This window comes from Pseudomonas sp. Pse35 (assembly GCF_024519715.1).
GTDB classification, from domain to species: Bacteria; Pseudomonadota; Gammaproteobacteria; order Pseudomonadales; family Pseudomonadaceae; genus Aquipseudomonas; species Aquipseudomonas paracarnis.
Map to the genome: position 1 here is coordinate 43,236 of NZ_JALJRP010000024.1, position 12,254 is coordinate 55,489.

The following is a 12,254-nucleotide window of genomic DNA, read 5'->3' on the forward strand; positions in this document are numbered from 1 at the left end:
GGCGGGGCTTCTCAGCTTGCCCTCCTCCCTGGGCCGGGCGTCAACGCTATGATCACAGCATGAACCTCATTCAACGTATCGACGCGCTGCTGCCGCAGACTCAATGCGGCAAGTGCGGGCACCCGGGTTGCAAGCCTTACGCAGAAAGCATCGCTAAAGGCGAAGCCATCAACAAGTGCCCGCCCGGTGGGCAGGAAACCATTGAGGGGCTCGCGCAACTGCTGCGCCTGCCGGTACTGGAGCTGGACACCAGCCGTGGAGATGCGCCTGCGCAAGTCGCCTATATCCGCGAGGGCGAATGCATCGGCTGTACCAAATGCATCCAGGCCTGCCCGGTGGACGCCATTGTGGGTGCCGCCAAGTTGATGCACACCGTGATTGTCGACGAGTGCACAGGTTGCGACCTGTGTGTTGCGCCCTGCCCTGTCGACTGTATCGAGATGCGCCCGCTTGCTGACGTTGTGCCTATCGTCGGTGACTTGGCCAGCAACGATGATGAACGGCGTGCACGCGACCTCAAACGCAACCGGGCGCGGCGACGCTTCGAACAACGTAACGCCCGCCTGCAACGTGAAGAAGCCTGCAAGCTCGCCGAACGCCTGGCACGAGCCAAGCGCGCAGCGCCGATGGAGGTTGCACCGGTCGATAACACTCAGGCCGCTCAGGACGCTGCGATCAAGCAGGCCAAAAGCAGCGTCGCCATGAGTCGCGCTCAGTTGCACAAATCCTTGAAAGCGTTTGGGCATCCGCCGACCTTTGAGCAACAGTCGCAATTGATTATGCTGCAGCGACAGCTCGAGGCATCCGAGCAGGCGCTTGCCGCACTGGGGGCCAACACCTCACCGCAGCCACCGAAGACGGCCACAAAAAGCGCCGAGTTCAAGCGCGCAAAAATCCAGCTGGCCATGCGCCGTGCAGCGTTGAAAAAGGCTCAGGATCACCATGCTGACGAGCATCAATTGGCAACCTTGAAAGCTGCATTGAATGACGCCGAGCAAACGCTGCAAGATGCCGAGGCCAACGGCTGACCCACTGCGCTGTGTATTACTAACATCACGCCGACCGCCTGCAAGGAAACGTCTGTCCCTATGAATGCCGCAAAACGCCTGGAAATCTTCCGCAGGTTTCACGAAGACAATCCGGAACCGAAAACCGAACTGGCCTACTCCTCACCGTTCGAATTACTGATTGCGGTGATCCTTTCGGCTCAATCCACGGACGTTGGCGTTAACAAGGCCACGGCGAAGCTGTACCCCGTGGCCAATACACCCGCCGCGATTTACGCTCTGGGTGTGGAAGGCCTGTCCGAATACATCAAGACCATCGGCCTGTATAACAGCAAGGCCAAGAATGTGATCGAAACGTGCCGCCTGCTGTTGGAGCTGCATGGAGGCGAGGTACCACAAACCCGCGAAGCCCTCGAAGCCTTGCCTGGCGTGGGCCGCAAAACGGCAAACGTGGTGCTCAATACGGCGTTTCGGCAGTTGACCATGGCGGTGGACACGCACATTTTCCGCGTCAGCAACCGAACCGGCATTGCACGGGGCAAGAATGTGGTTGAGGTGGAAAAGCAATTGATGAAGTTCGTGCCCAAGCCCTATCTGCTCGACTCCCACCATTGGCTGATCCTGCACGGACGCTACGTTTGCCAGGCCCGCAAGCCGCGCTGCGGCAGCTGCCGTATCGAAGACTTGTGCGAATACAAGGACAAGACCTCCGACGATTGAGCGATCATTGGTTTTTGTGATCAGACGATTGAAAAAATCTTTTTTACCCGTTCGCGGATTATCGCTATAAGGAGCCCCAACGGCAGTCTTAGCCTGGAGTTGACCTTATGAGCGCTGGCAACGAACAACTGGAAGTGGAAGACGACCTCGTTGAGTCGGATGACGATGTGGTAGAGGCACCTGTGGCAGAGGTGGCCAAGACCAATTTAAGCAAACGCCGCACTATCGACAATCTTCTGGAAGAGCGACGCTTGCAAAAACAGCTGGCCGATTACGACTTCGATCTCTGATCGAGCCGTTGACGGCCGGAAGCCTCCCTGACGGAGGCTTTTTTCTGCCGGTTACACGGGTATTCAAGGGGGGCAATATCCTCCTAGACCAAGCCGTTGCGCTGGGCCAGTTCGATCAGGTCCACGAGGGACCTGGCATTGAGCTTGAGCAGCAAGCGCGTCTTGTAGGTACTGACGGTTTTGTTGCTGAGGAACATGCCATCGGCAATTTCCTTGTTGGTTTTGCCACGGGCCAGTTGCTGCAGCACCATCATCTCCCGTCCCGATAAGCGTTCGACCATGTCGGCTTCACTGGCATTGCCCATGGTTGACCGCACTGAGTTGAGCGCCTGGTTCGGGAAATAGCTATAGCCGGAAAGCACCGCCTTGATGGCACTGAGCAACTCTGTCAGATCCTGCTGCTTGCACACATAGCCGGCGGCACCCGCCTGCATGCAGCGCATGGAAAAATGGCCAGGCGCCTGGGACGTCAGCACCAGCACCTTGAACGAGACGGCTTGCTTGGTCGAAGCCAGCCGACAAATAACTTCCAGACCGTCGAGCTTGGGGATTCCGATATCCAGTATCACAATATCCGGCATATGTTCCCGTGCAAGTTGCAACGCATCGACACCGTTATCAGTCTCGGCAACGACCTCATAACCATGACGCTCCATTAGCATGCGCACAGCAAGACGAATGACGGGATGATCATCCACGATCAGCACTTTATTCATGAGAAAGTCCAATTTCGCTGTTCGAATTATTTAGAGCAAACACAATAGCCTAGTCGATTACTAGTTGGCATAGCATTCCCCCCCGAGCAAGAGCAGGCAGAGACCCAACCCACAAGAAGATAGGAATTAGCCTACAAAAATTCGCCAACTTAGATGCATAGAGCTTTATGGTTGCTTTCAGACCTTTCTCGACGCGTACATATTTTGAGTGAAAGATCATGACCATCAGCCCGTGAAAGTAAACGTGCCGCACAAGTCTTTCAGGAAATACCCCTTGTTTGTCGCAATGGCGCCAGCAAACCGCCCCGAAAAAACTATCCGCATTAGTTCCATTTAACATATTTCGACACTTCCATAATTCCTACAGAAAATTCAACAACTCACATATCCATTGCAGCTACATGAGTGAATTTTCTGTCAGACATAGTTCCTCCTCAGATGTAAAAAATCATTCAACCTTAAAAACATAAAGATAAACTGGATAATAATTGCGCAAGTTACGGAAAAATCCTTAAACACACGCTAAACGCTAATAAACAGCGCCGCATCTAAAATCCAGGCAAAAAAAATGACCCCTTGCAAAAGGGGCCATTTTTCACGACGGGCGCACGGTTCAGAACAACGAGCGGCCCTTGTTGGCAGCAATGCGCATGCGCAGTGCGTTCAACTTGATGAAGCCTGCCGCGTCCGCCTGATTGTAGGCGCCGCCGTCTTCTTCGAAGGTGGCGATGTTGGAGTCGAACAGCGACTCATCGGACTTGCGGCCGGTGACGATCACGTTGCCCTTGTACAGCTTCAGGCGCACGACACCGTTCACGTGGGCCTGGGAAGCGTCGATCATCTGTTGCAGCATCAGACGCTCAGGGCTCCACCAGTAACCGGTGTAGATCAGGCTGGCATACTTGGGCATCAGCTCGTCTTTAAGGTGGGCGACTTCACGGTCCAGGGTGATGGACTCGATGGCGCGGTGGGCACGCAGCATGATGGTGCCGCCCGGGGTTTCGTAGCAACCGCGAGACTTCATGCCCACATAACGGTTCTCGACGATGTCGAGACGGCCGATACCATGCTGACCGCCGATACGGTTCAGGGTCGCCAGTACGGTGGCCGGGGTCATTTCAACGCCGTCCAGCGCAACGATGTCGCCGTTGCGGTAAGTCAGTTCCAGGTACTGCGCCTTGTCTGGAGCGTTCTCCGGGGAGACCGTCCATTTCCACATATCTTCTTCGTGCTCGGTCCAGGTGTCTTCCAGCACGCCGCCTTCATAGGAAATGTGCAGCAGGTTGGCGTCCATTGAGTACGGCGACTTCTTCTTGCCATGGCGCTCGATCGGAATAGCGTGCTTTTCAGCGTAATCCATCAGCTTTTCACGGGACAGCAGGTCCCATTCACGCCACGGCGCAATGACTTTAACGCCTGGCTTGAGTGCGTAGGCACCCAGTTCGAAACGTACCTGGTCGTTGCCCTTGCCGGTGGCGCCGTGAGAAATGGCGTCGGCGCCCGTTTCGTTGGCGATCTCGATCAGGCGCTTGGCGATCAGCGGACGTGCGATGGAGGTACCCAGCAGGTACTCACCTTCGTAGACAGTGTTGGCGCGAAACATCGGGAAAACGAAATCGCGGACGAACTCTTCGCGCAGGTCGTCAATGTAGATCTCTTTCACGCCCATGGCTTGCGCCTTGGCACGTGCAGGTTCGACCTCTTCACCCTGACCCAGGTCAGCGGTGAAGGTCACCACTTCACAGTTATAAGTATCCTGCAGCCACTTGAGGATCACCGAAGTGTCCAGGCCGCCGGAATACGCGAGAACGACCTTGTTTACGTCGGCCATGCCATCACTCCACGGGGTTGTACGGAAAGGCGACGATTCTACCGATCAAAACCGTGAAATTACAGGGGCGCGACAGCAAATGAAGATAAAGCGACAGATTATGTCGAGTGGGCGACCGATGGTCGCCTCTTATGAGGTAGCCGCCGAGTTGCTCGGCGCAGTGGCCTGAGGCGCCGGTTTCTCTGGGGCAGCCACCCGCTCAAGCTGAATATTTACACGGCGGTTACGCGCACGGTTGGTGGCATTAGTGTTGGGCGCCAAGGGGTAGCTTTCGCCATGGAAGCGCATCGTGATTTGCGATTCCTGAATGCCGTTGGCCTTGAAGTAGTCCATCACCGCCAGGGCGCGGCGCCGTGAGACGTCACGGTTGGTCAGGCGATTGCCACTGTTATCGGAATGACCGTTCAACTCGACATGATTGACCGTGGGATCGGCTTTCATGAATACCAGGATCACCGACAACTTCTTCTTGGCCGCCGCGTCCAGCTCAATACCACCACCGGGGAAGCCCACTTCAGTCTGTTTGACCTGGTCGTAATTCATGGGCAGCAGCTTGGTGGTGCACACCTGATAATCGTTGTACGCCTTGTTGAACTTCACAGGCAGCAGGCGAATTTCCGAGTAGCCGCCTTGACGCCCGTAATGCCGCACGGTCGGGCTGCGCCCTTCAAGCAAACCCGTGAACAGGCGGCCGGCCTGGGCCTGGGAGCTATTGAACAGGACGTCGCCGCTGCCGACACGCACGGCCCCAAGGTTGATATCACCTCGGCCCGGCTGCCACGGCGCGGCCGCGGCCAATAAGGTTGCCGAGCCGGCGCCAAGAGTGCCGCCATAGGTTTTCAGACGAAACGTTGCCTGCTCACCGGCCCGGCGCACGAACTCACCGGAACCGAAATCGGTGATCGGCTGGGTCAGGCGGCACTCGAACTGATCGCCCTCTACCTTCCACTCAATATTCTCCAGACGTGTCTGGAACGTGAGGGCCGCCGCAGGCAGGCTGGCGAACACACTGAGCAGGGCTAGACAATACTGGCGCACGGGAGGCTCCACTGGTTTCTACAACACTTCAAAGCGTCATACATCGTTAAGGCATACCCGGAGATATCGGTAGCATCCGGCAAAACTTGATAGCGAGTGCCTGCAAGAGTCTTTTCCGGTAGCATTCCCACCAGATTGACCCGCCTGGAATCCCCAATGTCCGACCGCCTGACCCTGCTGCGTCCCGACGACTGGCATATTCATCTTCGCGATGGTGCTGCGTTACCCCAAACCGTGGCCGATGTGGCCCGCACGTTTGGCCGTGCCATCATCATGCCTAACCTGGTACCTCCGGTGCGCAATGCCGCAGAAGCCGACGCCTATCGCCAGCGCATCCTCGCTGCACGACCGGCCGGCAGCCGCTTCGAACCGTTGATGGTGCTCTACCTGACCGACCGCACCCAGCCTGAAGAAATTCGTGAAGCCAAGGCCAGCGGTTATGTGCACGCCGCCAAGCTGTACCCGGCAGGTGCGACCACCAACTCCGATTCCGGTGTAACCAGTATCGACAAGATCCTGCCGGCGATTGAAGCCATGGCGGAGGTCGGCATGCCATTGCTGATCCACGGGGAAGTCACTCGTGGCGACGTGGATGTGTTCGATCGCGAAAAAATCTTCATCGATGAACACATGCGTCGTGTGGTCGAGTTGTTCCCTACGCTCAAAGTGGTGTTTGAACACATCCCCACCGCCGATGCGGTGCAGTTCGTCAGCGAAGCGTCGGCCAACGTTGGCGCGACCATCACCGCTCATCACCTGCTCTACAACCGCAACCACATGCTGGTGGGCGGGATTCGGCCGCATTTCTATTGCCTGCCTATTCTCAAGCGCAATACCCACCAGGTGGCGCTGCTGGATGCCGCCACCAGCGGCAGCCCGAAGTTCTTTCTCGGCACCGACTCTGCGCCACACGCCCAGCACGCCAAGGAAGCCGCATGCGGCTGCGCCGGCTGCTACACCGCGTTTGCCGCCATCGAGTTGTACGCCGAAGCGTTCGAACAGCGTAACGCGCTGGACAAACTCGAAGGTTTCGCCAGCCTCAACGGCCCGCGTTTCTACGGCCTGCCGGCGAATACCGACCGCATTACCCTGGTCCGTGAAGACTGGACCGCCCCTGCCAGCCTGCCGTTTGGCGAGCTGACCGTTATCCCGCTGCGCGCCGGTGAAACACTGCGCTGGCGCCTGCTGGAGGAAAGCAAGTGAGTGAAGACCATTACGACGACGAACAAGAGCACGGCGGTGGCGGCTCGCGCCATCCGATGGCCGAGCGTTTTCGCGGCTATCTGCCGGTCGTCATCGACGTAGAAACCGGTGGTTTCAACTGCGCCACCGATGCCTTGCTGGAAATTGCCGCAACCACCATCGGCATGGACGAACAGGGCTTTGTGTACCCGGAGCACACCCATTTCTTTCGCGTCGAGCCGTTTGAAGGCGCCAATATCGAAGCCGCTGCCCTGGAATTCACCGGGATCAAACTCGACCACCCACTGCGTATGGCGGTAAGTGAAGAAGCGGCGCTGACCGATATCTTCCGTGGCGTGCGCAAGGCGTTGAAGGCCAATGGCTGCAAACGTGCGATCCTGGTCGGCCACAACAGCAGTTTCGACCTGGGCTTCCTGAACGCCGCCGTGGCGCGGCTGGACATGAAGCGCAACCCGTTTCATCCGTTCTCCAGTTTCGACACCGCAACGCTTGCCGGCCTGGCCTACGGTCAGACCGTTCTGGCCAAAGCCTGCCAGGCGGCCGGTATCGACTTTGACGGGCGTGAAGCCCACTCGGCCCGCTACGACACCGAGAAGACCGCCGAGCTGTTCTGCGGCATCGTCAACCGCTGGAAACAGATGGGCGGCTGGGAAGACTTCAACGACTGAAGGCAAATCCCGCGCATAAAAAAACCGGCCTTTTCAGGCCGGTTTTTTTGTACCGTGACGTTGGCTTACAGCTTGCCAGCGTTCTCGGTCAGGTAAGCCGCAACGCCTTCTGGCGAAGCGTTCATGCCTTTGTCGCCTTTTTTCCAGTTGGCAGGGCAGACTTCGCCGTGCTCTTCGTGGAATTGCAGCGCGTCGACCAGGCGGATCAGCTCTTCCATGTTACGGCCCAGCGGCAGGTCGTTGATGATCTGCGAGCGCACAACGCCCTTGTCGTCGATCAGGAACGCGCCACGGAACGCCACGCCGCCTTCGGACTCAACGTCGTAGGCCTTGGCGATGTCGTGCTTCATGTCGGCAGCCATGGTGTATTTGACTTTGCCGATGCCGCCGTCGTTGATGGCGGTGTTGCGCCAGGCGTTGTGGGTGAAATGGGAGTCGATGGAAACCGCGACCACTTCAACATTGCGCGCTTTGAAATCGTCCATGCGGTGGTCCAGGGCGATCAGCTCTGAAGGGCAGACGAAGGTGAAGTCCAGCGGGTAGAAGAACACCAGGCCGTATTTGCCTTTGATGGCTTCAGACAGCTTGAAGCTGTCTACGATTTCGCCATTGCCGAGGACGGCTGGTACGTCGAAATCCGGGGCTTGTTTACCGACGAGTACGCTCATTGGATATCTCCTGATATAGGGGTGACGATTGAAGTAAAAGGACCGGTCGAGTCTGCCTGTGGAAACAGACAGAAATATGACGCAATCACGCTTCGTGAAGACCGACCATCATACACCGAAAAAACCGTTCGTCAGCGCACGGGCAATTCCCCCCGGATTGCTGCTGAAACTATTTTGACAATCATTCTCGTTAACATTAAGATCCATCGCACTTAAGCCATAAACCCGCGACGGTTCTCACTTATGTATGTCTGCCTCTGCACTGGCGTCACCGACGGACAAATCCGCGAAGCAATCTATGAAGGTTGCTGCAGCTACAAAGAAGTGCGTGAAACCACCGGCGTTGCCAGCCAGTGCGGCAAATGTGCTTGCCTGGCCAAGCAAGTGGTACGGGAAACCCTGACGCAGCTGCAAACAGCCCAGGCCGCACTCCCCTACTCGACAGAATTTACACACGCCTGATAGGCATGTTTTAAAGAGCCGGACCTTGTGTCCGGTTTTTTTATGCCTGTAATTCAATTAGTTAGCGCCAAGACGCGGAACACAAACATTCTTATTCCGATTAATTTTCATTTATTATTCAATAACTTAGGTTTGACACTAGGATTTTCACCGCTCAGACTCCGCCCTATACACAGCTATTACAGGGCAGGACCCCAGTCATGAAAGGCGACATCTCAGTCATCCAGCAACTCAACAAAATCCTTGCCAATGAACTGGTCGCGATCAATCAGTACTTCCTGCATGCGCGCATGTACGATGACTGGGGCCTGGAAAAGCTCGGCAAGCGTGAATACAAAGAATCGATCAAGGCCATGAAGGACGCCGACGCGCTGATCAAGCGCATCCTGTTCCTGGAAGGCCTGCCGAACGTGCAGGACCTGGGCAAGCTGAACATCGGCGAGCACACCCAGGAAATGATCAGCAGCGACCTGGGCTTTGAGCGCAAGAGCCACAGCGACCTGAAGGCTGGTATCGCTCACTGCGAAACCAAGGGCGATTTCGGCAGCCGTGAACTGTTGGAAGATATCCTGGAAGATCAGGAAGAGCATATCGACTGGCTTGAAACCCAGTTGGGCCTGATCGACAAGGTCAGCCTGGAGAATTACCTGCAATCGCAGATGGGTGAATAACCCGTAGCGTTCAGGCACAAAAAAGCCCCGCTCTCACCAGAGAAGCGGGGCTTTTTATTGCTCGCCAATTAGGCGTCAGTCTTGACTGCTGCTTTTTGCGCTGCGTCTTTGATCAGCGCTTGCAGCGAGCCATCAGCTGCCATTTCAGTGATGATGTCGCTACCGCCAACCAGCTCACCGGCTACCCACAACTGCGGGAAAGTCGGCCAGTTGGCGTACTTTGGCAGGTTGGCGCGGATTTCAGGGTTTTGCAGGATATCCACGTAAGCGAACTTCTCGCCACATGCCATCACAGCCTGGGACGCTTTTGCGGAGAAACCGCACTGAGGCGCGTTAGGTGCGCCCTTCATGTAAAGCAGAATGGTGTTGTTGGCAATCTGCTCTTTGATCGTTTCGATGATATCCATGGAACACCTCTGCAGGAACTTTGCGACTCACGGGTCGGCACGGTGGCGCATTGTAACGCAAAAATCCAGCAGGATGCTCAGGCCGCCGCCACCTTCACCGGTACGCCGTTGAGCGCCGCATTACCCGACAACTCGTCCAATTGCCGCTCGTCGGTCAAGTCATTGGCACTCGCCCCCGGCTGGCTGCTCGCGATGCTCATCTGCACGCCCGGACGACCGTGGCCCCAGCCGTGAGGCAGGCTGACCACACCCGGCATCATGTCCGTGCTGGCCGCTACTTCCACCTCGACCATACCGATACGCGAACTCACCCGCACCCGCTGGCCATCGCTCAACTGACGGCTAGCCAGATCATCGGGGTGCATCAGTAGTTGATGGCGTGGCTTACCCTTCACCAGTCGGTGATAGTTATGCATCCAGGAATTATTGCTGCGCACATGCCGCCTGCCAATCAATAGCAGTTCGTCGGCCACCGGCACCGGCTGCGCGGCGAAACGCGCCAGGTCTGCCAGGATCACGGCCGGTGCCGCTTGCACCTTGCCATCCGCGGTTTTCAAACGTGCCACGAGGTTGGGCTTGAGCGGCCCCAGGTCGACGCCATGGGGATGATCCGCCAACATCGCCACCGACAGTTTATGACTGGATGCGTCACCATAGGCACCCGCACGCAGCCCGAAGTCGATCATCTGTGCCGGTGGCAGGGTGGGCTTGAGCACCGCGCCAGTGTGCGCCGCAAACGCCTTGGCCAGGCCGACAAAGATCTCCCAGTCATGCAACGCACCCTCAGGCTTGGGCAGGATGGCGCGATTGAAGCGTGTGACATTGCGTACCGCGAACAAATTGAAGGTAGTGTCGTAGTGATCGTTTTCCAGCGCCGAGGTGGAGGGCAAGATCAGGTCGGCATAACGCGTGGTCTCGTTGATATACAGGTCGATGCTGACCATGAACTCCACCCCGTCCAGGGCTTGTTCCAATTGGCGGCCGTTAGGCGTGGACAGTACCGGGTTGCCGGCCACCGTCACCAGGGCGCGGATCTGCCCTTCACCCTCGGTCAGCATTTCTTCGGCCAGGGCTGACACCGGCAGTTCTCCGCCGTACTCCGGCCGCCCGGACACGCGGCTCTGCCAGCGGTTGAAATGGCCGCCGCTGGTGGAGGCCACCAGGTCCACCGCGGGGCTGGTGCAGAGCGCGCCGCCGACACGGTCCAGGTTGCCGGTCACCAGGTTGATCAGTTGCACCAGCCAATGGCACAGCGTGCCAAACGCCTGGGTCGAGACCCCCATGCGGCCATAACAGACGGCCTTGTCAGCGCCGGCGAAGTCCCTGGCCAACTGGCGAATCTGCTCGGCAGGCACCGCACACTGGCGGCTCATGGCCTCGGCATCGAAGCCGGCAATCGCCTTGCGTACATCATCCAGGCCTTGCACCGGCAAATGGCTTTCGCGTGTCAGCGCTTCGGAGAACAAAGTGTTGAGCACCCCAAACAACAATGCCGCATCGCCGCCGGGGCGTACGAACACATGCTGGTCCGCGATGGCTGCCGTCTCGCTGCGCCGAGGGTCGACCACCACCACTTTTCCGCCCCGCGCCTGGATGGCCTTGAGGCGTTTCTCCACATCGGGCACGGTCATGATGCTGCCATTGGAAGCCAGCGGGTTGCCGCCGAGAATCAACATGAAGTCGGTCTGGTCGATATCGGGTATGGGCAACAACAGGCCGTGGCCGTACATCAGGTGACTGGTGAGGTGATGAGGCAGTTGGTCTACCGAGGTCGCGGAAAAACGATTGCGCGTCTTCAACAGCCCTAGAAAGTAGTTGCTGTGGGTCATCAACCCATAGTTATGCACGCTTGGGTTGCCCTGATACACCGCCACCGCGTTCTGCCCATGCCGCGCCCGGATACCCGCAAGCCGCTCGGCCACCAGGGCAAAGGCTTCATCCCAGCCAATCGGCTGCCATTCGCTGCCCACCCGCCGCATGGGTTGGTGCAGGCGGTCCGGGTCATTCTGGATGTCCTGCAGGGCCACCGCCTTGGGGCAGATGTGGCCGCGACTGAAACTGTCCAGAGGGTCGCCCTTGATCGAGGTGATCGCCAGGCTACCGTCTTCGGCTTGGGTGGTTTCCAGGGTGAGGCCGCAGATGGCTTCGCACAGGTGGCAGGCACGGTGGTGGAGAGTCTTGGTCATGGCCAGTCTCTTTTATAGGGGCTTTGACTCAACTATGGGCCGCGACCACTTGGCGCGCCAGCAACCTTCGCGTTGTGAATCAACGGGCATAGGCCTGGGCATGGCTAAGCATGAGCAAATGTTTCAGAAACCTTGTCAGCAGGCGCTGAAACCGACGCGACCTGGCCCAAGCCCGCCCCCGCGCATTGCAAAAGGCCTGGACGCCAGTGTACAAATGGTTCGCTGCTGTCAGGAATTCGTCTTCAAACGCGCGCCAGCGCCCTGCTTGAACACCCCTAAAGCCGTAGCCCTATTGGTAAAACGCGACATTTAATGTCAATATCGCGTCTTCCCCTATTTCGTCGCCCCGTGCGGCTTTCGCCGCAGGTCTCGCCCGTTGTCGCAATA

The 12,254-nt window shown here is 57.7% G+C and carries 13 protein-coding genes; 7 read left to right on the plus strand and 6 right to left on the minus strand.

Features of this window, described 5'->3' with window-relative positions:
* Positions 1-59 precede the first annotated feature (59 nt).
* From rsxB to OC445_RS19510, 3 genes are all read left to right on the plus strand, one after another.
* Positions 60-1,028 carry an electron transport complex subunit RsxB gene (gene rsxB / locus OC445_RS19500; RefSeq protein ID WP_054898041.1) on the plus strand — a complete coding sequence of 323 codons (969 nt, stop codon included), beginning with the start codon at positions 60-62 and terminating at the stop codon, positions 1,026-1,028.
* Between the two features lie 60 nt (positions 1,029-1,088).
* A complete protein-coding gene (gene nth / locus OC445_RS19505) occupies positions 1,089-1,727 on the plus strand; it encodes an endonuclease III (protein ID WP_003188989.1) in 639 nt (212 codons plus the stop codon).
* A 107-nt stretch (positions 1,728-1,834) separates the two neighbouring features.
* On the plus strand, positions 1,835-2,017 hold the full coding sequence (locus tag OC445_RS19510; RefSeq protein ID WP_014717144.1) for a PA3496 family putative envelope integrity protein: 183 nt from the start codon (positions 1,835-1,837) through the stop codon (positions 2,015-2,017).
* A gap of 83 nt (positions 2,018-2,100) precedes the next feature.
* Here the strand turns inward: OC445_RS19510 and OC445_RS19515 are convergent, their stop codons facing one another.
* The 3 genes from OC445_RS19515 to OC445_RS19525 all read right to left on the minus strand — a co-directional run bounded on the left by OC445_RS19515 (position 2,101) and on the right by OC445_RS19525 (position 5,602).
* Positions 2,101-2,733 carry a response regulator transcription factor gene (locus tag OC445_RS19515; RefSeq protein WP_003188986.1) on the minus strand — a complete coding sequence of 211 codons (633 nt, stop codon included), beginning with the start codon at positions 2,731-2,733 and terminating at the stop codon, positions 2,101-2,103.
* Between the two features lie 613 nt (positions 2,734-3,346).
* The gene (locus tag OC445_RS19520; RefSeq protein ID WP_003188984.1) at positions 3,347-4,564 is read right to left on the minus strand and encodes an argininosuccinate synthase; all 1,218 of its coding nucleotides are present in this window, start codon (positions 4,562-4,564) and stop codon (positions 3,347-3,349) included.
* Between the two features lie 129 nt (positions 4,565-4,693).
* Positions 4,694-5,602, minus strand: a complete 909-nt coding sequence (locus OC445_RS19525; protein WP_054898040.1) for a flagellar protein MotY — start codon at positions 5,600-5,602, stop codon at positions 4,694-4,696.
* Between the two features lie 156 nt (positions 5,603-5,758).
* Here OC445_RS19525 and pyrC point away from each other — a divergent pair, with 156 nt between their 5' ends.
* Entirely contained in the window at positions 5,759-6,805 is a 1,047-nt protein-coding gene (gene pyrC, locus OC445_RS19530) for a dihydroorotase (RefSeq protein WP_262020289.1), read from the plus strand.
* On the plus strand, positions 6,802-7,473 hold the full coding sequence (rnt, locus tag OC445_RS19535) for a ribonuclease T (RefSeq protein ID WP_003188980.1): 672 nt from the start codon (positions 6,802-6,804) through the stop codon (positions 7,471-7,473). Before pyrC ends, rnt begins: the two co-directional genes overlap by 4 nt.
* Positions 7,474-7,538: 65 nt before the next feature.
* Here the strand turns inward: rnt and OC445_RS19540 are convergent, their stop codons facing one another.
* Complete coding sequence (locus tag OC445_RS19540; RefSeq protein WP_003172097.1) at positions 7,539-8,141, minus strand: peroxiredoxin; 603 nt, start codon at positions 8,139-8,141, stop codon at positions 7,539-7,541.
* Between the two features lie 243 nt (positions 8,142-8,384).
* On the opposite strand from OC445_RS19540, the gene OC445_RS19545 reads away from it, so the two are divergent.
* Positions 8,385-8,603: a bacterioferritin-associated ferredoxin gene (locus tag OC445_RS19545; RefSeq protein ID WP_017526354.1), complete on the plus strand. Its 219-nt coding sequence runs from the start codon at positions 8,385-8,387 to the stop codon at positions 8,601-8,603.
* A gap of 200 nt (positions 8,604-8,803) precedes the next feature.
* Positions 8,804-9,274, plus strand: coding sequence for a bacterioferritin (gene bfr / locus OC445_RS19550; protein ID WP_054898039.1), 471 nt, complete (start codon positions 8,804-8,806; stop codon positions 9,272-9,274).
* Positions 9,275-9,342: 68 nt separating this feature from the next.
* Here bfr and grxD read toward each other — a convergent pair whose 3' ends face one another.
* Both grxD and OC445_RS19560 read right to left on the minus strand, forming a co-directional pair.
* Complete coding sequence (grxD, locus tag OC445_RS19555; protein ID WP_054898038.1) at positions 9,343-9,681, minus strand: Grx4 family monothiol glutaredoxin; 339 nt, start codon at positions 9,679-9,681, stop codon at positions 9,343-9,345.
* A 77-nt stretch (positions 9,682-9,758) separates the two neighbouring features.
* Positions 9,759-11,867: a molybdopterin oxidoreductase family protein gene (locus OC445_RS19560; protein WP_198791346.1), complete on the minus strand. Its 2,109-nt coding sequence runs from the start codon at positions 11,865-11,867 to the stop codon at positions 9,759-9,761.
* Between the last annotated feature and the right edge of the window lie 387 nt (positions 11,868-12,254).